Here is a 22,567-nt window from a genome sequence, read left to right as displayed (position 1 = left end):
TTATTATTTTTTTAAAAGATGTAAATAATGCGAGATTTTACGAGAATCTCGCATTATTTACAATTTATAAGTTTTTAAAATTTTATTAAACTGCTTAGATTTAATAAAATTGTGTTTAATTTTATTAACCTGTATTTTTTCTAAAAATCCTAAACTTTCAAGATTATTTAAATCTGTTCGAGCCGTAAAATTAGAGACTCCAAATTTATTTTCTATCTCTTTACTACTTAAGACTCGGTCTGAGTCTTCATTTAAAATTTTTAAAATTTGCGCTTGGCGCTCATTTACATTTGGTATTTTAATAAATTTTGCTGCCTGAATTACTTCTTTTTGTTTTCTTCCTATATATTCTTTCAAAGCTGTGAAAGCTTTTTCCATTGTTTTTATATGGTAAGTAATAAAATAAGTTAAATCATTTTGGTCAATTTCTGAATATAGAAAAGCTTTTTCGTATTGAACTTTTGTATCCTTAATAATTGTTGAAATAGTTAAATACTCTGTAAGCCAATACCCATTTTTAAGCATATACCAATAAAATAATGTACGTGCTGTTCTGCCATTACCGTCAGAAAATGGGTGTATCCAACCAATCATAAAATGAATTATAATTCCTTTAATTATTGGATGTGTAAATGTTTTTTGTTCATTATTAAAAAAAAGACATAAATCGTTAATTAATAATTCTATCTCTTCATTTTTGGGTGGCGTATGTACTACTTCACTATTGGAATAATTTACTACATAAATATCATTATTTTCTCTAAACTTTCCTTCATCCTCATTGTCATCCAATGTGTTATTAGATATCAGTTTATGAATATAAAGAAGTTTTTCAGGTGTTAAATCTTCATTTTTATGTTGAACAATATACTTCATTGTAAAGTAGTTGTTCATAATCATTTGTTCTGATTTATTCTTTGGCTTTCGCTCTTTCTGAATCATTTCTTTTGCAGCTTTTCTGGTGGTATTTGCCCCCTCCATCTGGCTGCTTGAAATAGCCTCTTCCATTATTGAGCTTATCAGAAATTTATTTTTGTCGGTATCTGTTATGCCAATATTACTTCCCAAATTTCCTCCAATATTCAAATCAAAATGATGTAAAAGTCTGAGAATGTAATCCGTGACATTAAAATTAAAAGAATAATTTCCGAATATAATATTTTGTTTATTTAATGATCGAGATAGTTTAACAGCATTCCAATATTCAACTGGATTAATTGATTTTGTTTTATATTTAATTTTATCCCAATATAAATATTCATCATTGATTTCCTTCAATTCACCAGATAACGTTAACTGAGTTAGTAAACTTATAGTATTATTATCGTATTTCGATATTGGTGGACTTTCTAACATAAAAAAATATTTTACGCTAAATTAGTAAATAATGCGAGATTCTTATAAAATCTCGCATTATTTACTAATCTTATATTTCACTGAAAATTTTCTTGTTTATAAAAATGACACAATCTGTTTGTTTAAAACCCTAAACAGAATGTCATTCGGTTTGCTAAAATAATATCTTTGTCCCAATTTTTTAGCCAATGAAAGTTTTATTACTCTATTTTTTAATTATAAATGTTCTTGAATTTACAATTGCCGGTTATGATAAATTTTTAGCCCGCAAACAAAAACGCAGAATTCCGGAAAACACCTTGTTTTTTCTGGCCTTGATAGGCGGATCAATTGGGTTATTAACAGCAATGTTACTTTTTAAACATAAAACGGCCAAAACTTCTTTTATTGTAAAGTTTGTTGGAATTATTTTGATTCAGATTGTCGTTATTTATTTGAAAATCACTCACAAAATATAGATATCAACATTGTTAATAACTATAAAAACAATACATAATTAATTGATTTTAAGACATTTTAAATAAAAAACCGGAAAGATTTAAAAAATCCGCCCGGTTTACTTTTTCTTATATGGTGCGAAGCACCGAATTTTTTTTTGACTTTTTACGAACAAGCGATTTTATTCACTCTATTTTGGTGTCTTCCGCCTTCAAACGAAGTTTCAAGGAAAGTTTCAACGATTTCTACAGCTTGCGCAATAGAGGTGTATCTCGCCGGAATACTCACAATGTTTGCATCGTTGTGTAAACGCGTTAAATAAGCAATTTCTTTAGTCCAGCATAAACCAGCTCTTACTTTAGGATGTTTATTAACAGTCATTGCAATTCCGTTACCGCTTCCGCAGATTACGATTCCAAAATCGGCTTTTCCTTCAGATACATCATTCGCAACTGGATGCCCAAAATCAGGATAATCTACAGAATCTTCAGAATCAGTTCCGTAATTAGTTACTTCATATCCTTTAGCTTCAAGCATTTTTACAATTGCTTTTTTATATTCTGGTCCTGCGTGATCGTTTCCTATCGAAATTTTCATTTTTAATACTATTAAGTTGTGTACTGCAAATTTACTTAATTAATATATGTTTGGTACGAAATGCACCAATTTTCACTAATTTCTTTTATTGTGAACAGTTTTAAACATTATCAAAATCTAAAATTATAATTAGTGTACATTCTAAAATTCTTGGCTATAAAAACTAAATATATAAAGTACTTGATACCAATATCTTATCAGTTATTAACAATTTTGATAACTTCATAAGTATCTCACAATCAATAAATAATATTCAGAATATTTGTTAAAATTTTAAGGTGTTAATTAGACTTTCTAATTCGTTGATATTCAGTTAACTTTAAATTAACAGAAAATGTTAATAAGTTCGAAAAGAAAATTAGAACTATTTTTTGGTTATTTAAGAAAAATGCTTAATCCAAAATCGGTTTTAAATATGCAAGGAAAGTTTCGTGAATTTTTGGAAAAGTTATCAATATCAAAAATGCCATTTTCAACAGAAATCAACATGTCAACTTATCTACAAAATGAAGTTAAATTTGGTTGTCAACCGTTGTTAATTAAAATTGAAAAAAGCTTAAAAATTAATCCTTTAACTAAAAATAACTATGTTGATAACTCAGAATAAATAAGTAAAACGAGATTTCAATGACTTCAAAAAAAAATTTATTCGACATATTAACACACTATAATAACCAACAAATTTTTTTAAATTTTTAAAAATCTTTTTTGTTGTATTTAATATATGTTGAAAACTAAAAAAGTTGAAAATGAAAAATTTCATTTTTTGAATTGAATTTTTCTGAATCGATTGTCTTTTGAGTTTTTGTTTCAGACGATTTTAAGTGGATTGTTGAGATTATCCAAGATTTCTTGAACTTGTTCAAAATCGTTTGGATGTACTTTGAGTTTAATTCCGCCCAGTGCATTGGAGTAAAATGGCATAACGGAAAGGGTCATTTCGTTCTCGAAAAAATAAGGGATTCCATCTTGTTCCAGTAAGTGTTTGAGAACCACGGTTTCGTGCAGATAATTGAATACGGCAATCGTTTTAAAACTTTCCATTTTAGGTCTTTTTGTAAATGTACGAAAAGTTATATTTTTAATAATTCTATTTGTTAAAAAGTATTATCTGATATCTTATTTGTAATTTTAAGCCTTATTAGAAAAGATATATGAGTAAGAAAATTAGAAAGCCGATAAAGAAGGAGAAAGATTTCTCTGGAAAAATACTTAAGATTTTATCGCAAAATGCTAATAAACCATTCAATTATAAACAAATAGGAGCAAAGCTAGAATTAGACGATACAAAAAGCAGAAATCAGATTATAAAAGATTTGAAAATTCTTGCCGCTCAAAATAAGATTATAGAAACAGAACCTGGAAAATACTTGATTAAAGCAGTAAGCCAGGATTACTACGAAGGAACAATAGATATGACGAGCAGAAAAACGGCATATTTTATTTGTGATGAATTTGAAGAAGATGTTTTTATTCCGTCCAATAATTTGAATCGTGCCTTAGATAAAGATAAAGTTAAAGTTTACGTTTATAACAGAAGAAAAGGAAAAAGACCTGAAGGTGAAGTAATTGAAGTTATCGAAAGAGATAAAACAGAGTTTGTTGGTGTAATTGATATGCAGCCAAATTTTGCTTTTGTTGCTACTGCGAATCCTAAAATGTACACGGATATTTTTATTCCGAAAGATAAAATAGGAGAAGCAGAAAACGGTGACGTTGTTTTAGTGAAGATTGAAGATTGGCCAAAAAGAGCTGATAGTCCGTTCGGATCTGTAATTCGAGTACTTGGAAAACCTGGAGAGCACAATACAGAGATTCATGCTATTTTAGCAGAATATGGTTTGCCATCTGATTTCCCAGTAGAAGTAGAGGTTTTTGCACAAAAATTGGATACTTCGATTCAGGAATCTGAGATTGCCAAACGTCGTGATATGCGTGATACACTTACGTTTACGATAGATCCAAAAGATGCCAAAGATTTTGATGATGCATTGTCTTTCAAAAAATTAGAAAATGGCAATTTTGAAATTGGTATTCATATTGCCGATGTTTCGTATTATTTGGAAGAAGGAACCATTCTGGATGATGAAGCGTATCAACGTGCGACTTCGGTTTATTTGGTGGATAGAGTAGTGCCAATGCTTCCAGAAGTATTGTCTAATTTTGCGTGTTCGCTTCGTCCGAATGAAGAGAAATACACATTTTCTGCGATATTTGAAGTTTCTCCAACTGCACAAGTTATTAACCAATGGTTTGGAAGAACAGTAATCTATTCAGATCAGCGTTTTGCTTATGAAGAAGCGCAGCATATTATTGAAACTAAAGGAAATAACACTATTCCTGATGATATTTCTATTACTGGAGATTCGTATGTTGTTTCAGATGAAATTGTGGAAGCTACTTTAAAACTAGACGAATTAGCTAAAATTCTAAGAAAGAAAAGAATGCAGCAAGGGGCTATTTCTTTTGATAAAGTAGAAGTAAAATTCAATTTGAATGCTGAAGGTGAACCTGAAGGTGTTTATTTTAAAGTGTCTAAAGATGCCAATCATCTGATTGAAGAATTTATGCTTTTGGCAAATAGAAAAGTCGCTGAATATATTGGAAAACAAAAGAAAACCTTTGTTTACCGTATTCACGACGAACCAAATGAAGATAAACTGATTGCTATGCAGCAAGTTATTGCTAAATTTGGTTATAAAATTGATTTTAGAACAAAAGGCGATATCGCAAAATCAATAAATGCTTTAATGGAAGAAGTAAACGGTAAGAAAGAACAAAATCTTATTGATACTCTTGCCATTAGAAGTATGAGTAAAGCCAAATATTCGACAGATAACATTGGCCATTACGGTCTGGCTTTTGATTATTACAGCCATTTTACATCGCCAATTCGACGTTATCCAGACGTTATGGTACATCGTTTGCTACAATATTATCTAGATGGAGGCGCTTCTGTAGACGAAGAAACCTATGAAACCAAATCTCTGCATTGTTCCAATATGGAAAGTTTAGCTACAAATGCTGAACGTGATAGTATTAAATACATGCAGGTTAAGTACATGCAGGATCATCAAGATGAAGAATTCCTTGGCGTTATTTCTGGTGTTACAGAATGGGGAATTTATGTTGAGATTGTTTCAAATAAATGCGAAGGGATGGTAAGAATCAGAGAGATAAAAGAAGATTACTATACTTTTGACGAAAGGCAATATGCATTGGTTGGAGCTACTTCAAACCGATTATTGCAATTAGGAGACGAAATTTATGTGAAAGTGAAAAATGCCGATTTAGTTAAAAAACAGCTGGATTTTCATTTTTTACGAAGAGCTGAATAAAGTTGATTATTAATTAAAAAAAAATAAACATGAGAAAGTTAATTATAGGAGCTGCGATATTAGTTGCACAAATGTCATTTGCACAAGTAACAAAAGAGTTAGGAGAATTTGATACGGTTAAAGTTTACGATAAATTAAGTGTTAAATTGGTTCCTTCTTCTGAAAATAAGATTGTTATAAAAGGAGCAAGAGAGACAGAATTAGAAGCTGTTAATAAGAATGGTATTTTAAAATTAAGAATGCCGTTTCCAAAACTTTTATCTGGAAATGATCTTGATGTTACTTTATATTACAAGCGTTTAGAACTGATTGACGTAAATGAAGGAGCTCTAGTTACTGGTAACGAAACTATTAAATCAACTTCTTTTAAAGTCAGTGCCCAGGAAGGCGGAAAAATTAACGTAGATTTGAATGTTGATAAGTTAAAAGTAAGTTCAGTTTCTGGCGGAGAAATAACCGTAACTGGTAAAGCAGATAACCTTGATGCAAGTTTAGGAGCTGGCGGATATTTCCTAGGAAGTAAATTAGCCACGTCTCAAACGAAAGTAAGCGTTTCTGCGGGCGGAAAAGCCGATGTTAATGCTTCAACCCTTGTGGATGCAAAAGTGAGCGCAGGAGGCTCTATTTACATTTACGGAAAACCGAAACAAATAAATCAGAAAACTGTTTTTGGTGGTAAAATTGAAGAAGTAAAGTAATTAATTGTATTTGAATGATAAATGATATTCTAACTGGACTTCCATGGGGACTTTTTCTAAGTTTTATGGTAGGTCCAGTGTTTTTTATACTAATTGAAACCAGTATCACTAAAGGATTCAGAGCTGCAATGGCTTTTGATTTGGGTGTTGTTTTAGGTGATATTTTCTTTATAGGAATCGCATATTTAGGAAGTTACAGACTTATTCAGAGTTTAAAAGATAAACCGGCATTGTTTATTTTTGGCGGAATTATTATGCTGGCTTACGGAATTATTTCTTTCATAAGATTGAAGAACGATGAAAAAATGGATGCCGAAGAAATAGATCGTGATATCATAAAAAGAAACTACGGCAGTTTATTTATAAAAGGTTTTATTTTAAACGTTATCAACATTGGAGTTCTTGGCTTTTGGTTAGCCGTTATTATTTCTGTGGGACCAAAATTAGAAATGATAAACTCAAGAATGTTTACTTTTTTTACGTCAGTTATCATTACTTATTTATTAGTCGATTGCATTAAAATAGTATTAGCCAAACAGTTAAAATCGAAATTGACACCCAATAATATTCTAAAAATTAAAAAAGGAATTAGTATTGTCTTAATGGTTTTTGGAGTTGTGTTAATAACTCAGGGATGGTTTCCAAAAGAAAAGGAAATGATGAAAAATGCCTTTGAAAGAATCGAACATAAATAGTTGTTAATAACTCATAATTATAAATTTAAACCTCTGAATTTCAGAGGTTTTTTTGTGTTTAGTCATTGCGAGGAACGAAGCAATCTCATCATGATAATTAGAACATTGATATGTTACTGTGATTGCCTCGTTCTTCGCAATGACGCAAAAAAAAGAGACACATTTCTGTATCTCTTTAATGCATCGTCCGGATTCGAACGTAAATCTTTAATTAATTTTTCCTAAAAATTAGACATAAAAAAAAACCTTCAAATTGCTTTGAAGGTTTTGAGGCATCGTCCGGATTCGAACGTAATCTTTATTAATTTTTTCTAAAAATTAGACATAAAAAAAACCTTCAAATTGCTTTGAAGGTTTTAGAGGCATCGTCCGGATTCGAACCGGAGTAGGAGCTTTTGCAGAGCCCAGCCTAGCCGCTCGGCCACGACGCCATTACTTGAACGGATGGCAAAAGTAACTAAAATCTTTAAATTTCAAAAGTTTCGAATGAAGTATTTTAAAAATTTAAGATTTTAATTTTAAAAATTACTTTCTAATTTCCGTCATTTTTATAGTAACTGACTCAACATCACCACCAATAGGAGGATTAATTTTTGAAACCCAAACAGTTGTTTTTTCTATCATTTCTATCTCTGCTAATACACGAATATTGATTCTTTTAGCCACATGCTCTAATAAATGAGAACGAATTGCCATTTCTTCAGTAACAATTTTGTTCAAATGAACATAATCTACCGTGTCTAAAAGATGATCTGTTTCAGCTGATTTCTGTAAATTGGTTTTAATTTTTAAATCTACAGTGTAATCAGAACCGATTTTTCCTTCTTCAATTAAACATCCGTGGTAAGAAAAAGTACGGATATTTTTAAGTTTTATAACTCCCATTTTTATAATTTAATTCTTGTAGTATTTGGATCTTGATAATTGCAGGTTACAGCTTGAATAGAAACAATTTTTTCTAATTCATCAACTGTAAAGTGGATAGTGTAAGGAAATTTCTTTAAAGGTAAAGTACGAACAATGTTGTATTTTTCTTCAAAAAGTGGAAACTTATAAAGTGTTTTTAAATGGTCATTGTAATCTAAAAGAAATTTTTCTCCCAAACCTTTTCTAATATTTTCATAGTATAAAAAAGCTTCTTCTATTTCTAAATCGGCTCTTTTTACTATTAAAACTTTAAAGACCATATTTATTTTTTAAATTTTGTAAAGCAACATCTGCATCAATATAATCTTCTGGTTTAGCATTTTTCATACGTTCTAAAACCATTTCTTGTTGCCATAGCGGAATTTCATTCTCAACATTTTCATTAATAGAAACATCAGGAATATGTTTAAAAAAACTAACAAAAGTTTCGTAGAAGTCGTCTGGAATTGTAACTGTCAATTGTCTCATAATTCTGAATATTTTTACAAAAGTACTAAATAAATTAATTTCGGGATTTAGCTTTAACGTTTCATGTTTTATGCGAGTTAGATAACTTTAAACCTGAAACCTGAAACCTTTTTTTTATCTTTGCTAAAATTACTATAAAATAATGGCATCAGAAGAGAAATCACTCAATTTTATTGAACAAATCATAGAGGAAGACGTAAAATCAGGTCTTTCGAATACTAAACTTCGCTTTCGTTTTCCACCAGAACCTAATGGATATTTGCACATTGGACATGCAAGTTCTATTGCATTAAATTTTGGTTTAGGAATTGATTATCAGTCACCTGTAAATTTACGTTTTGACGATACAAACCCAGAAAAAGAAGAGCAGGAATTTGTTGATGCTATTAAAAAAGATGTTGAATGGTTAGGATATTCCTGGGCAGAAGAATGTTATGCTTCAGACTATTTCCAACAATTATACGATTGGGCAGTTTTATTAATTAAGAAAGATAAAGCTTATGTTGACAGTCAGACTTCTGAAGAAATGGCTGCTCAAAAAGGAACGCCTACTACTGTGGGAACAGACAGTCCGTACAGAAATCGTTCTGTTGAAGAGAATTTAGACCTTTTCGAAAGAATGAAAAACGGTGAATTTGAGGCTGGTACACACATTCTTCGTGCTAAAATTGACATGAAATCAACAAACATGTTAATGCGTGATCCGATCATGTACAGAATTTTACACAAACACCACCATAGAACTGGAGACGATTGGAAAATCTATCCAATGTACGATTGGGCGCACGGACAAAGTGATTATTTAGAGCAAATTTCTCATTCATTTTGTACACTTGAATTCTTGCCTCACCGTGAATTATACGATTGGTTTTTAGATCAAATTTTTGATGAAAATAAATTGCGTCCAAAACAAAGAGAATTTGCTAGACGTAACTTATCTCATACTGTTGTTAGTAAAAGAAAATTACAGCAACTTGTTAAAGAAAAGCATGTTAACGGTTGGGATGATCCTAGAATGTCAACTATTTCAGGGTTAAGAAGACGTGGTTATACAGCTGCATCTTTGCGTAATTTTGCTAATACAATTGGTATTGCAAAACGTGATAATTTGATTAACGTATCGGTTTTAGAATTTTGTATTCGTGAAGATTTAAACAAAATTGCACCTCGTGTAATGGCTGTTTTAGATCCTGTGAAACTGGTAATTACCAATTATCCGGAAGGAAAAGAAGAGTGGTTAGAAGCAGAAAATAATCAGGAAGATGAAAACGCTGGTTTCAGAAAAGTGCCTTTTTCTCGTGAATTATATATTGAAAGAGAAGACTTTTTAGAAGATGCTCCGGCTAAATATTTCCGTTTGACTTTAGGAAAAGAAGTGCGTCTTAAGAATGCGTATATCATTAAAGGTGAATCTGTTGTAAAAGATGCTGGCGGCAATATTACAGAAATTCATGTAACTTATGATACCGATTCTTTAAGCGGAAGCGGTACAGAAGCAAGTCAAAGAAAAGTATCCGGTACATTGCATTGGGTTTCTATCAAACATGCTTTGGAAGCAGAAGTTCGTCTATACGATCGTTTGTTTACAGACGAAGCTCCAGACAGTTACAAAGACAAAAATTTTTTAGATTTTGTGAATCCAAATTCGTTAGAAATTGTAACTGGATATGTTGAACCAAGTTTATCAACAGCTCAAAATGAAGATAAATTTCAGTTTCAACGTTTAGGATATTTTACTGTTGATAAAGACTCAACTCCTTCAAAATTAGTGTTTAACAAAACGGTTGGTTTAAAAGATGCCTGGGAAGAAAAAGGTAAAAAAGAAGAAAACAGCATCAATAATTCTTTAAAAGATATCAACAAATATTTTAAAGTTGAGACTAAACCAGAACGAATTGCAATTGAAAGTGCAATAGGGGAGAACATCAAAAATGTTTCGAGTTTCTCTTTATTACAGAATTCTTTAAAGAAAAATATCAACAATAATAAGAGTTCTTTGTTGTTTGCTCAGTTTATTTTGAAATATTCAAGTTTAAAATCTGCTGATGTAGAACAAGAAGATATCCACAAATTATATACAATGTCTTTAAAAAGTGAATCGACTTATGTAAGATCTAAAGCACTTTTGAATTTGAGAGATATTGAAGATGAAAATCTGAGAAATCAGTTTGATGATGAAATTTTGAAATTATATTCAAATCCACCAAAAAATGCTTCAGAAAGAGAAATTGAAATTCTTTCTGAAATGGTAAAGAAGTAATATCAACTTAATTTATGAAAAGCGCTTTTATAAGCGCTTTTTTTTATTATATAGATTTACTATTGAAATTTTAAAACTTATAATTTTTATAAATTAAAATTGACTTTCATAAATTGATTTTAATAGAAAATAAAATCTTATTGGATAACTTATTCATTTTTTGAATTTAAGTTTATAAAAAGTCTTTATTTTAGCTTTTGGTTTTTTTAGCTTATAATTTTGATGTTAAAATTATTATTATAATTTTTAATAATATTTTTTGCTAATTATAATAAATTTAATTTATTATTTATAAAAACTATTAATATTTTGTTTTTAATTAATTTTATATATAAAATTAGACCTTCATAAATTATTATTAGGCTAAAATAAAAAATAGTCGAGTAGAGAAGACCTTTTTAAAATTTTGATTCATTAAAACTCTTTATTTCAACTTTTCGTTTTTACAGCATGTTTCTTCTTAAAAAAAACTAGAATCTAGGTTTTTTCTAATTTTTTTTAATTTTTGCCTTCAATTTAATTTCATAGTTTTTTATTATTAATTTTTTAAAATATTAGTTTTTAATTATTATTTTAAAAAATGATAATAAATTTAAAAATAATAGTTTTTATATATTAATTTTAGCCTTCATAAATTGATTTTAAGACGTTTTTTAAATTGAATCGATAAATAACTCATTTTTTAAATTATCGTTTATTTAAGGTCAGAATTTTAATTTTTGATGTCATTTTAGTCAGTTTAACGGCTTGTTAACACACAATTGTTTATAAAACTGCTATTTTTAACTCAATATCAAAAGTCAGAGATGATTTTTGTAAAAAATTAAAATTTGCCGTAAAGAATCTAAGTTGAAATTTATTGTTTTTAGAAACTCGTAATTTTTATCGCAATACAATTTCAAAACTGATTTCCCAAAAAGACAATTTTATGTTCTCATTTTTATTATGATGTAGTTTTGATAATATCTATCGTAAAAAGACATTTTTTCAAATTGTATCATAATGTACAAAATTCCATAATGTTGAATTTGTGTGAAAGTTTAGTTTTTAAATTTCAAGTCTGACAATTTTTAATTTAAATCTAATTATCATGAAAATTTTATATTTCACACTAGCTTTATTATTTGCAAACGTAGCAATTTCGCAAACACATCAAATTACAAAACACAATGGAGAAGAACTTGATGTAAATTTTATTAAAAATGAAAATGGTTTTGTTTACTATTCTTTAAACGGAAGTTCTGAAGAAGTTAAAATTAGCAAACATGCTGTTTCATCAATTACAAATAAGCAGACAAAACAAACTCAGAAAGTTTCTGATAAAATTGTAGTAGATTCAAAAGACGATTACAAGATGGTTACTGTTTTGCCTCAAGAAAAAACAATAGGACTGAAGCAGACAGGAACTTTTACGGGAGTCTCGACCAAGACAAAAGGCGAACCGCCAATTGCAAACCAGAATCAGACTGCTATGAGAATTAAAAGCAAGTCGGCTTCAAATGGTTCTCCGTTTGTGAGCATAATTGAAAAAGATGGTAAATACGAGGCTATTACGTATGTGTATTAATTATATTGTTAAATTTTTGTAAATTACAATTAATCAGAAATTTATAAGTTCAAAAAAGAGTATCTTTAAGGTAATAATTTAAAATTGTAATATCATGTCTAAGAACTTAAATACGGCTGCGGCAATTTTAGCTGCGGCAGCTGCTGGAGCGGCAATCGGAATTTTATTTGCACCAGATAAAGGATCAAAAACTAGAGCAAAAATTAAAGAAGGTATCGATGATACGAAACATAATTTAAAAGATTCTTTTGATGCTAGTTCTGAAGTTCTTCGTGAGAAGTTCACAAATGCAACTCAAAATCTTGATGGAACATTAACAGAATTACTTTCGAATGTAAGTTATAAAACTGAAGAAGTAATTTCTTTTTTGGAAACTAAATTGGCTGATCTAAAAGCGCAGAACGCTAAACTTCAAAAATAATAATAATTACAAATAGCACATTACTAACTTATTTATAAGGAAGTTTTGTGCTTTTTTATTTTTTAAAATACCAAATATGGCTTTCGAAGAGTTAAAAGAAAACACTGAAAAAATTCAAGAACAAACTAAAGTTTTTATTGACAGTCATTTAGCCTATTATAAACTTTGGGGTTTTAAAGTAGCAATGAAGTCTACAACTTTAATTTTTAAGTTTACTTTAATTTTAGTTTGTTTCACGATGGTCTTAATTTTTGGATCTTTTGCCGCAGCATATGCTTTTGGTTCTTTGTTTGACAGTAATGCACTTGGATTTTTGGCAGTAGGAGGTATCTATCTTTTCTTTACTATTTTACTTTTCTTTATAAAAGATAAAATGGTAGAAGGTCCAATTTTAGAGAAATTTTCAGAAATCTTTTTTAATGATTAATTACTATGGAAAAGAAAAAATACTCATCGTATGCAGAAATTGATAAGGATTTGGAAATTCTAAAATTAGAAAAAGAGATCAATTATCAGAAATTGGTTTTAAGTTTTCAGCAGACTAAAGAAAGCATAACACCACAAAAAATAGTAAACGGATTCGTTTCATCTTACACAGATTATTTCAAAAATTCGTTACCACAAATTTTACAATCTATTATTCCATTTGTAATCAATTGGTTTATAAATAAAAAAAGAGGCAATTAAGCCTCTTTTTTTATTTTCAGTTTTTTAAACTTGTGGTTCATTGTCATCTTCATAACCAGATTGTGGTGGAGTTGGTTTATGTTTTTCCACTTTTTTAGGTGTATTTTTTTTCATCATTTCGCCAACTTGGTTAGAAGCTGTAAACGAAGCAACCATATTATTCAGCATATCACTTCCGGCTTGTGGAGAATTTGGAAGAAGAATCAAGTTAGAGTTTGTATCAGATCCAATAGATTGTAAAGTATCATAATGTTGAGTTACTACAATTAGGGCAGAAGCTTCTTGAGAATTAATACCCACATTGTTCAAAACTTCAACACTTTCTACAAGACCTCTTGCAATTTCACGACGTTGATCTGCAATACCTTGTCCTTGTAAACGTTTACTTTCAGCTTCAGCTTTTGCTTTTGCAACGATTCTAATTCTTGAACTTTCAGCTTCAAATTCTGCAGCCGTTTTTTCTCTGTCCGCAGCGTTGATTCTGTTCATGGCATTTTTTACCTGGATATCTGGATCAATATCAGTAACCAAAGTATTGATGATATCATATCCGTAAGTTGACATTGCTTCGTTCAATTCACGTTTTACTGCAACTGCAATATCGTCTTTTCTTTCAAAAACATCATCCAATTTTAGTTTCGGAACTTCAGCACGAACAACATCAAATACATAAGAAGTAATCTGATCGTGTGGATATTCTAATTTATAAAATGCTTCGTATACTTTTTCCTGAATCACTTTGAACTGAACTGAAACTTTCATTTTGATGAAAACGTTGTCTCTAGTTTTGGTTTCGATGATAACATCCAACTGTTGAATTTTAAGATTTACACGTCCGGCCAATCTGTCCACAATCGGAATTTTTAATTGTAATCCTGAATTTCTCACACTTTGAAATTTTCCAAATCGTTCTATAACAACTGAAGTTTGTTGTTTTACAGTAAAGAAAGACGACATAAAAATGAAGAATGCCAATACTAAAAAGATAATTAATCCTGTACCCATGGTTATTTAATTTATGTTTATGATTCTGGTAAATTACGAAAATTCTTCTAAATGAAAATTATTAAATATTAAAAAAACGCTAAGAACATTTTTGAGATGTTACTTAGCGTTTAAGATTCAGTTTATATTTTTAAAACTATAAAGTTGAAATCGCTTTCTGAATTCTTGAAATAGTTTCTTCTTTTCCAATGATTTCTACAATGTCAAATAGGTGAGGACCTTTTAAAGCTCCAACCAAACTAAGACGGAAAGGCTGCATCACTTTACCCATTCCGATTTCATTTTTAGTTAACCAGTCTTTTACGATTGCTTCAATATTTGCAGAATCAAAACCGTCAATATATTCAAGAGTAGAAATCAATTCTTGCATTAAAGCTGGAGTTGCTGAATTCCAGTTTTTACTTGCTTTCTCATCGTAAGATGTTGGCGCTTGGAAAAAGAAATCTGTTAGATCCCAAAAATCAGAAACGAAGTTTGCTCTTTCTTTAATCAAAGAAACAATTCTTGTAATATCATATTTAGAAATGTCAACACCTTTTTCTTCTAAAATAGGAGTGAAGTCTTTAGCTAAATCTGCATCATTTTGTTTTATTAAATATTGGTGGTTGAACCATTTATTTTTTTCAGGATCAAATTTTGCTCCCGCTTTGTGAACTCTGCTCAAGTCAAAAGATGCAGCCAATTCTTCTAGAGAATAAATTTCCTTATCAGTTCCATCATTCCATCCAAGTAAAGCAAGAAAGTTTACAACTGCTTCTGGAAAAAATCCTTTTTCTCTGTAACCAGATGAAACGCCTTCTTCCGTTTTCCATTCTAATGGAAATACTGGGAATCCCATTTTGTCTCCATCTCTTTTAGATAATTTACCATTTCCAATTGGTTTTAAAATCAAAGGTAAATGTGCAAATTCTGGAGCTTCCCAATTAAAAGCTCTGTATAATAAAACGTGAAGTGGCATAGAAGGCAACCATTCTTCTCCACGAATTACATGTGAAGTTTCCATCAAATGATCATCAACAATATTCGCTAAATGATATGTTGGCATTCCGTCACTTTTAAACAAAACTTTATCATCCAAAAGATTCGTTTCAAACTTAACATCACCACGAATGATATCTTTTAAATGTAAAGTTTCATCAACAGGAGTTTTAAAACGGATTACATAATGTTCTCCATTTGCAATTCTCTTAGCCGTTTCTTCTGCAGAAATTACTAAAGAGGTATCTAGTTTTTCACGGTTGTGATAATTGTAAATAAATGTTTTTCCTTCTGCTTCGTGTTGTTTTCTATGAGCATCCAAAGCTTCCGGAGTATCAAAAGCATAATATGCCCAGCCAGAATTTATCAATTGATCGGCATATTGCTGGTATAAATGTTTACGTTCGCTTTGTCTGTACGGACCAAATTTTTCATTTTTTCCAACCGTTTCTTCAGGAGCAATTCCTAACCATTCCAAAGCTTCCATAATGTAAGCTTCTGCACCTGGAACAAAACGAGTCTGATCTGTATCTTCAATTCTCAGATAAAAAACACCGTTATGTTTTTTTGCAAATAAATAATTAAATAGGGCAGTACGCACTCCGCCAATATGTAATGGTCCAGTCGGACTTGGTGCAAAACGCACACGAACTTGCTTTGACATTTTGTTTATATTTTAATGCAAAGATACAACATTACTTAAATTCCAAATTTTTTAAAATTCCAAATTCCAAGCTTGTATTGCAGTTGGAATTTGGAATTTATTTTTTTGGAATTTGAATCTCAATAATTACTACTTTTATAGGTTATAATCAAAACAGATTTATTTTGAAGACATCATCTGCGATATATCAAAAGCTAGAAGCTTTCATTAAGAAATATTATACCAACGAATTGATAAAAGGCATCTTACTTTTTACCGGATTCGGACTTTTGTATTTCTTGTTTACGCTTTTTGTAGAATACTTTCTTTGGTTAAAACCATTAGGAAGAACGTTTTTATTCTGGCTATTTATTGCTGTTGAAGTTTTCCTTTTAGTACGTCTAATTTTGTTTCCACTTTTCAAATTATTCAAACTTCAAAAAGGAATTGATTATACGCAAGCTTCCAAAATTATTGGAAATCATTTCACAGAAGTGAGCGATAAGCTGACGAACTTTTTGCAATTGTCTTCAGAAAATAATGCTGAAAGTTCAGAGTTAGTTTTGGCTTCGATAGAACAAAAAGCAAATTCTTTGCAACCAATTCCATTTGGGAATGCGATCAATTTTAAAGCTAATAAAAAATATTTGCCATTGGCTTTAGTTCCAATTTTACTCTTTGCAGTGTTTTATATTTCTGGAAATAGCAATATTATTTCTCAAAGTTTGAATAGAGTAGTGCATTTCAATTCTGCATTTTTGCCACCGGCTCCTTTCAAATTTGTAGTTCTAAATTCTAATTTACAAGCTGAACAAAGCAAAGATTTTGTTATTAAAATGGAATCTGTTGGAAACATTGTTCCAGAAAATGTCATGATCCATATTGGAGATGAAAGTTATTTTATGGAATCTTCTCAAACTGGAAAGTTTGAATTTAAAGTCGAGAAACCGACAGAGAATATTCAATTTTCTTTTGAAGGAAATAATGTAGTTTCAGAAGATTATGAATTGAAAGTAATCACTGTTCCGTCTATTGCAAACTTCGAAATGGTTTTAAATTTCCCTTCTTATCTAAAGAAAAAATCAGAGACAATTCAAGGAACTGGAAATGCAATTGTACCTGAAGGAACGACTGTAACATGGAAAATGAATACCAAATCTACGCAAGAAATAGTATGGAAAAGAGATAATGAAGTAGTAAAGTTCAATAAGGCAGAAAATGAGTTTAAATTGACTAAAAATATAAGTCAAAACACCGAATATCAAATACTTACATCTAATTCTAAGGTTAAAAACTACGAAAAACTAGATTATCAGCTTTCTGTTATCAAAGATCAGTTTCCAACCATCAATGTTGGGCCTGCACCAGACAGTTTGAAGCTGGATAAAAATTATATTCTAGGAAGAGTGGGAGATGATTACGGTCTTTCGAGATTACAAATTGTATACTACGAACGTGACAAACCGCAGTCTGCTAAACGTGGAAATATCAATGTGAAGCCTGGAGTATTCGATCAGTTTGTTTTTAATTTTCCAAGTAATCTTCCAGTAGAAGAAGGAGTATCTTATGAATACTATTTTGAAGTTTTTGATAACGATGCACCGCACGGATTCAAGAGTACAAAGTCTTCTACATTTTCAGATCGTGTTGCTACAACAGATGAAATTCAGGATCAGGAATTGCAGCAACAGAATAATAATATCAATAGTTTATCGAAATCTTTAAAGAATCAAACCAAGCAAATTTCTGAAATGGATAAGCTTCAAAATACCGGGAAAGAAAAAGATAATCTAGAGTTTAAAGATCAGCAGAAGATCAATGATTTTATCAAACGTCAGAAACAGCAAGACGAAATGATGAAACAATTTTCTGAGAAAATGAATCAGAATCTGGATAAATTCAAAGACGATAAGAAAGATAAAACAGCTGAAGATTTACAAAAGCGTTTAGATAATGCTCAGAAAGATTTAGAAAAAAATCAGAAGCTATTAGATGAATTGAAGAACTTAAATGACAAATTAAACAGCGAAGATCTGTTTGATAAAATGGAAAAGTTCAAACAAATCAGTAAAAACCAATCTCGTAATCTAGAACAATTAGTAGAATTGACTAAACGTTTTTATGTTTCTAAGAAAGCAGAACAGGTTGCTGAGAAACTAAACAAACTGTCAGAACAACAGGAACAGTTATCAAATAAAGAGAAAGAAAATACAAAAGAAAAGCAGGATGAAATCAATAAGTCTTTTGATAAGATTCAAGAAGATTTAAAAGATTTGAAAGAAGAAAATAAGACTTTAAAGAAACCTTTAGATATTCCGTCTGATGCTTTGAAGGAGAAAGATGTAGATAATGATCTTAATAAAGCTTCAGAAGAATTAAGTAAAAAGAATACTTCTGCAGCTAAGCCAAAACAGAAAAGTGCTGCAAAGAAAATGAAGAACATGGCTCAGGAAATGCAGAGCGAAATGGAAGGTGGCGAGCAAGAACAATTAGAAGAAGATGTAGCAATGCTTCGTCAGATTCTGGATAATCTTTTAGCATATTCTTTGTCACAAGAAGATGTGATGAAGCAATTCAAAGCAATGAAATTAGGTTCTTCTACATTTACAAAAAACATCAAGATTCAGCAGAATTTAAAACAACAGTTCCGCCATGTTGATGATAGTTTGTTTGCACTTTCATTACGTAATCCAAAGGTTGCAGAAGATGTTACGAAAGAAATAGGAAACGTTCAATACAATATGGACAAAGCTATCGAAACCTTAACCGATGTTCAAATCCCAAGAGGAGTTTCGCACCAGCAATATGCCGTTTCATCTGCTAATAAGTTAGCTGATTTCTTAAGTGATTTATTAAATAATATGCAAATGTCTATGCCTAAACCGGGAGCTGGCAAACCTAAACCAGGAGACGGACACGGAATGCAATTGCCAGATATTATACAAAAACAAAAAGGTCTTGCTGATAAAATGAAAGAAGGAATGAAGTCTGGAAGTAAACCTGGAGAAGGACAACAAGGACAAAGTGGAGAAGGTAAACAAGGTCAGGGACAAGGTAAAGAGGGTAACGGAAAAGAAGGCCAAGGTAAAGATGGAAAAGGAAAAAACGGGCAAGGTAACCAAGGTTCTGGTAATGGTAAAGATGGAAAGGATGGAAAAGAAGGTGAAGATGGGGAAGGAGATGCAGAGGCTATTATGGAGATTTACAAAGAGCAAGTTAAGCTTCGTGAAGCATTACAAAAAGAATTAGCAAAGAAAGGTTTGGACTCTCAAGGTAAATCTGTAATAGACCAAATGAAGCAATCTGAAAAACAGATTTTGAATAAAGGTTTTAAGAATGAAAACTTGCAACGTATCTTAAACATCCAGCAAGAATTATGGAAATTAAACAATGCAGTTCAGCAACAAGGTCAAGATACACAAAGACAATCTGAAACCAACAAGGCGGAATTTTCAAATCGTTCTAATGCGTTACCTAGTTCATTACTGGAATATTTAAACAGTGTAGAGATATTAAACAGACAATCACTACCTTTGCGCTCGAATTTTAATCAAAAAGTTCAAGAATACTTTAATACAAAATGATAAACTTTAATTACGAAACCGATTTCACTCTAGGAGACGAGCAGGCTTTTAGTGACTGGCTAAGTGCTGTAATTGTTTCTGAAGGAAAGAATGAAGGCGAGATCAATTACATATTTTGTGATGACGAATACCTGCATAAAATCAATGTAGAATATTTAGATCATGATACACTTACCGATATTATCAGTTTCGATTATACTGTTGGTAACGAGTTGAATGGCGATATTTTTGTTTCTGTAGAACGTGTTGCAGATAATGCAAAAGACTTTAATGTTTCATTTGCAGAAGAACTAAAGAGAGTACTGTCTCACGGCATACTTCACTACTGTGGTTATAAAGATAAAACAGAACAACAGGCTCAATTGATGAGAGCTAAAGAAGAAGAAAAGATGAAGATGTTTCACGTGGAACAGTAATTAAATATCTTAATAATTTATGTTCCACGTGAAACATATTTTAATTAAAAGTAGTAAACGTTCCACGTGGAACGTTTTAAAAAAAATAATTCTTTAAAGTAAATCGTTCCACGTGGAACGATATTAAAGATTGATTTGAGAAAAAATGTAATAATGTTTTATGTGAAACATGATCTCGAAAGTTCTGTTTGAAAGTTCTGTTTGAAAGTTCGAACGGAAGTTTAGAACGGAAGTTTTCGAATTTGAAATAAACATGTTTCACGTGGAACGTTTGTATTTTAAACTTTAGTTTAAAGATTGCAGAATTTAGTTTTGAAGGTTCTAATTTTAACTTGAAACATGAAACCTCAAACTTGAAACAAAAATGAGTTCCACGTGGAACAAGAAAATATAAATGTAATTCTAAAAACCTCGTTAGCGGTTTTTGGAGAATAATAAAACAAAAATGTTTTTAGAAGAATACGATGTTATTGTGGTTGGTGCAGGCCATGCTGGTTCTGAAGCTGCGGCTGCGGCTGCAAATTTGGGATCGAAAACTTTATTGGTTACAATGAGTTTGCAGAACATAGCACAGATGTCTTGCAATCCTGCGATGGGCGGAATTGCAAAAGGACAGATCGTTCGCGAAATTGATGCGCTTGGTGGGTATTCGGGAATTGTTTCCGATCGTACGGCAATTCAATTTAAGATGTTGAATAAATCGAAAGGACCTGCAATGTGGTCTCCAAGAGTTCAAAGTGATAGAATGCGTTTTGCAGAAGAATGGAGAATGATGTTGGAGAAAACGCCAAATCTTGATTTCTATCAAGAAATGGTAAAAGGGTTGATAATTGAGAACGGAAAGATAAAAGGAATTAGAACTTCGCTTGGTGTAGAAATCAAAGCGAAGTCTGTCGTTTTAACGAATGGTACTTTTTTGAATGGTTTGATTCATATCGGAGAAAAACAATTTGGTGGAGGAAGAGCAGGAGAAAGTGCTGCAACCGGAATTACCGAAGATTTGATCAAAGCAGGTTTTGAAGCGGGAAGAATGAAAACGGGAACACCACCTCGGGTAGATGGACGTTCTTTGGATTATTCGAAAATGAACGAAGAAAAAGGAGATGCGAAACCAGATAAATTTTCGTATTCAGATTTGACGACTCCATTAACGCATCAGCGTTCTTGTTTCATGACATATACTTCGTTGGATGTTCATGATATTTTGAGAGAAGGTTTTGATCGTTCTCCAATGTTTAACGGAAGAATCAAAAGTTTAGGTCCGAGATATTGCCCTTCGATAGAAGATAAGATAAATCGTTTTGCAGATAAAGAACGTCATCAATTATTTGTGGAGCCAGAAGGATGGAATACTTGTGAAGTGTACGTAAACGGATTTTCAACTTCACTTCCAGAAGATATTCAATTTAAAGCTTTGAGTTCTGTTGCTGGATTTGAGAAAGTAAAATTCTTTCGCCCAGGTTATGCAATCGAATATGATTTCTTTCCACCAACACAATTAAAACACACTTTGGAAACCAAGTTAGTTGAAGGTTTATATTTTGCTGGACAGATTAACGGAACGACAGGATATGAAGAAGCAGCTTCTCAAGGTTTGATGGCGGGAATAAATGCGCACTTAAAAGTGCATGAAAAAGATCCGTTAATTTTAAAACGTGACGAAGCGTATATTGGAGTTTTGATTGATGACTTAATTACGAAAGGAACAGAAGAACCTTATCGTATGTTTACATCAAGAGCAGAATACAGAACATTGTTGCGTCAAGATAATGCCGATTTCAGATTGACTCCAATGTCATACGAAATTGGTTTAGCTTCTGAAGATCGTTTACGCAGAATGGAAAGAAAATTAAACGAATCTGAAAAGATGGTTTCGTTTTTTAGAGAAACTAGTGTTTCGGTTGCAGAAACCAATCCGATTTTGGAATCTAAAGAATCTGCACCGATTTCGCAAGGAGATAAAATGTTTAAGATTTTCTCTCGTCCACAAATTGAATTGGAAGATATGTTGAAATTTGAGAAAGTTTCAGCTTATATTGAAGAGAATGATTTGGATGAAGAAATTGTAGAACAAGCCGTAATTCAGGTTAAATATTCTGGATATATTGAAAAGGAAAGAAATAATGCAGATAAACTAAATCGTCTAGAAGAAGTAAAAATTCCTGAGAATTTCGATTACGATAAAATTAAATCAATGTCAATTGAAGCAAAACAGAAATTAAGCAAGATTCGTCCTGTAACTATTTCTCAGGCTTCAAGAATAAGCGGAGTATCACCAAGTGATATTTCCGTGCTTTTGATTTATATGGGAAGATAGATTTTTGTTTCAGGTTTCAGGTTTAAAAGTTACAGGTTGTTCCACGTGAAACGAATTTAGATCTTCACACTTGAAACCTAAAACTTGAAACAAATTTCCATTGTTCCACGTGAAACCTTTTTAGAAAAAGCATCAAAAAAATGAAAGTCATTTAAAAAAGAAATTTTTCATT

The 22,567-nt window shown here is 31.0% G+C and carries 21 protein-coding genes and 1 tRNA gene; 13 read left to right on the top strand and 9 right to left on the bottom strand.

Annotated elements, in window-relative coordinates; translation table 11 throughout:
- Positions 1-57: 57 nt before the first annotated feature.
- The gene (locus tag EG814_RS02325) at positions 58-1,356 is read right to left on the bottom strand and encodes a Fic family protein (RefSeq protein ID WP_125718503.1); all 1,299 of its coding nucleotides are present in this window, start codon (positions 1,354-1,356) and stop codon (positions 58-60) included.
- A gap of 188 nt (positions 1,357-1,544) precedes the next feature.
- On the opposite strand from EG814_RS02325, the gene EG814_RS02320 reads away from it, so the two are divergent.
- On the top strand, positions 1,545-1,814 hold the full coding sequence (locus tag EG814_RS02320) for a DUF1294 domain-containing protein (protein WP_125718501.1): 270 nt from the start codon (positions 1,545-1,547) through the stop codon (positions 1,812-1,814).
- A 145-nt stretch (positions 1,815-1,959) separates the two neighbouring features.
- Here the strand turns inward: EG814_RS02320 and rpiB are convergent, their stop codons facing one another.
- Positions 1,960-2,391 carry a ribose 5-phosphate isomerase B gene (rpiB, locus tag EG814_RS02315; protein WP_125718499.1) on the bottom strand — a complete coding sequence of 144 codons (432 nt, stop codon included), beginning with the start codon at positions 2,389-2,391 and terminating at the stop codon, positions 1,960-1,962.
- 334 nt (positions 2,392-2,725) lie between these two features.
- Between rpiB and EG814_RS02310 the strand changes: the two genes are divergently transcribed.
- Positions 2,726-2,998: a hypothetical protein gene (locus tag EG814_RS02310; RefSeq protein WP_125718497.1), complete on the top strand. Its 273-nt coding sequence runs from the start codon at positions 2,726-2,728 to the stop codon at positions 2,996-2,998.
- 203 nt (positions 2,999-3,201) lie between these two features.
- Here EG814_RS02310 and EG814_RS02305 read toward each other — a convergent pair whose 3' ends face one another.
- Positions 3,202-3,435: a putative signal transducing protein gene (locus EG814_RS02305; RefSeq protein ID WP_125718494.1), complete on the bottom strand. Its 234-nt coding sequence runs from the start codon at positions 3,433-3,435 to the stop codon at positions 3,202-3,204.
- Between the two features lie 110 nt (positions 3,436-3,545).
- On the opposite strand from EG814_RS02305, the gene rnr reads away from it, so the two are divergent.
- From rnr to EG814_RS02290, 3 genes are read left to right on the top strand one after another with little or no spacing between them, the layout of a single operon-like run.
- Positions 3,546-5,729 carry a ribonuclease R gene (rnr, locus tag EG814_RS02300; protein WP_125718492.1) on the top strand — a complete coding sequence of 728 codons (2,184 nt, stop codon included), beginning with the start codon at positions 3,546-3,548 and terminating at the stop codon, positions 5,727-5,729.
- A 29-nt stretch (positions 5,730-5,758) separates the two neighbouring features.
- On the top strand, positions 5,759-6,427 hold the full coding sequence (locus EG814_RS02295) for a head GIN domain-containing protein (protein ID WP_125718490.1): 669 nt from the start codon (positions 5,759-5,761) through the stop codon (positions 6,425-6,427).
- Between the two features lie 14 nt (positions 6,428-6,441).
- Positions 6,442-7,122, top strand: a complete 681-nt coding sequence (locus EG814_RS02290; RefSeq protein WP_125718488.1) for a LysE family translocator — start codon at positions 6,442-6,444, stop codon at positions 7,120-7,122.
- A 360-nt stretch (positions 7,123-7,482) separates the two neighbouring features.
- On the opposite strand, the gene EG814_RS20940 is transcribed toward EG814_RS02290, so the two are convergent.
- From EG814_RS20940 to EG814_RS02275, 4 genes are all read right to left on the bottom strand, one after another.
- A tRNA-Cys gene (locus EG814_RS20940) sits at positions 7,483-7,553 on the bottom strand.
- A gap of 94 nt (positions 7,554-7,647) precedes the next feature.
- Complete coding sequence (gene folB / locus EG814_RS02285; RefSeq protein ID WP_125718486.1) at positions 7,648-8,007, bottom strand: dihydroneopterin aldolase; 360 nt, start codon at positions 8,005-8,007, stop codon at positions 7,648-7,650.
- Positions 8,008-8,009: 2 nt separating this feature from the next.
- Positions 8,010-8,309 (bottom strand): hypothetical protein, encoded by a 300-nt coding sequence (locus tag EG814_RS02280; RefSeq protein ID WP_125718484.1) that lies wholly within the window; start codon positions 8,307-8,309, stop codon positions 8,010-8,012.
- On the bottom strand, positions 8,299-8,517 hold the full coding sequence (locus EG814_RS02275; RefSeq protein ID WP_125718482.1) for a hypothetical protein: 219 nt from the start codon (positions 8,515-8,517) through the stop codon (positions 8,299-8,301). Before EG814_RS02275 ends, EG814_RS02280 begins: the two co-directional genes overlap by 11 nt.
- Before the next feature lie 142 nt (positions 8,518-8,659).
- Between EG814_RS02275 and EG814_RS02270 the strand changes: the two genes are divergently transcribed.
- The 5 genes from EG814_RS02270 (at position 8,660) to EG814_RS02250 (ending at position 13,452) form a co-directional block, all read left to right on the top strand.
- Entirely contained in the window at positions 8,660-10,777 is a 2,118-nt protein-coding gene (locus EG814_RS02270; protein WP_125718480.1) for a glutamine--tRNA ligase/YqeY domain fusion protein, read from the top strand.
- 1,090 nt (positions 10,778-11,867) lie between these two features.
- Entirely contained in the window at positions 11,868-12,344 is a 477-nt protein-coding gene (locus EG814_RS02265) for a hypothetical protein (RefSeq protein WP_125718478.1), read from the top strand.
- 94 nt (positions 12,345-12,438) lie between these two features.
- Positions 12,439-12,765 (top strand): YtxH domain-containing protein, encoded by a 327-nt coding sequence (locus EG814_RS02260; RefSeq protein ID WP_125718476.1) that lies wholly within the window; start codon positions 12,439-12,441, stop codon positions 12,763-12,765.
- Between the two features lie 76 nt (positions 12,766-12,841).
- Positions 12,842-13,192, top strand: a complete 351-nt coding sequence (locus EG814_RS02255; RefSeq protein ID WP_125718474.1) for a competence protein — start codon at positions 12,842-12,844, stop codon at positions 13,190-13,192.
- Positions 13,193-13,197: 5 nt separating this feature from the next.
- Positions 13,198-13,452, top strand: coding sequence for a DUF6327 family protein (locus tag EG814_RS02250; protein WP_125718472.1), 255 nt, complete (start codon positions 13,198-13,200; stop codon positions 13,450-13,452).
- Positions 13,453-13,476: 24 nt separating this feature from the next.
- On the opposite strand, the gene EG814_RS02245 is transcribed toward EG814_RS02250, so the two are convergent.
- Both EG814_RS02245 and gltX read right to left on the bottom strand, forming a co-directional pair.
- Entirely contained in the window at positions 13,477-14,457 is a 981-nt protein-coding gene (locus EG814_RS02245; RefSeq protein ID WP_125718470.1) for an SPFH domain-containing protein, read from the bottom strand.
- Between the two features lie 136 nt (positions 14,458-14,593).
- The gene (gene gltX / locus EG814_RS02240; RefSeq protein WP_125718468.1) at positions 14,594-16,099 is read right to left on the bottom strand and encodes a glutamate--tRNA ligase; all 1,506 of its coding nucleotides are present in this window, start codon (positions 16,097-16,099) and stop codon (positions 14,594-14,596) included.
- Between the two features lie 164 nt (positions 16,100-16,263).
- Here gltX and EG814_RS02235 point away from each other — a divergent pair, with 164 nt between their 5' ends.
- The 3 genes from EG814_RS02235 to mnmG all read left to right on the top strand — a co-directional run bounded on the left by EG814_RS02235 (position 16,264) and on the right by mnmG (position 22,395).
- Positions 16,264-19,662 carry a DUF4175 family protein gene (locus EG814_RS02235; RefSeq protein WP_125718466.1) on the top strand — a complete coding sequence of 1,133 codons (3,399 nt, stop codon included), beginning with the start codon at positions 16,264-16,266 and terminating at the stop codon, positions 19,660-19,662.
- Positions 19,659-20,078 (top strand): rRNA maturation RNase YbeY, encoded by a 420-nt coding sequence (ybeY, locus tag EG814_RS02230; RefSeq protein WP_125718464.1) that lies wholly within the window; start codon positions 19,659-19,661, stop codon positions 20,076-20,078. Before EG814_RS02235 ends, ybeY begins: the two co-directional genes overlap by 4 nt.
- Positions 20,079-20,523: 445 nt before the next feature.
- Complete coding sequence (mnmG, locus tag EG814_RS02225; protein WP_125718462.1) at positions 20,524-22,395, top strand: tRNA uridine-5-carboxymethylaminomethyl(34) synthesis enzyme MnmG; 1,872 nt, start codon at positions 20,524-20,526, stop codon at positions 22,393-22,395.
- Positions 22,396-22,567 lie beyond the last annotated feature (172 nt).

The organism is Flavobacterium ustbae, from assembly GCF_003946915.1.
In the GTDB taxonomy this organism is placed as follows: Bacteria; Bacteroidota; Bacteroidia; order Flavobacteriales; family Flavobacteriaceae; genus Flavobacterium; species Flavobacterium ustbae.
This window is presented reverse-complemented; position numbering and strand designations above follow the sequence as displayed.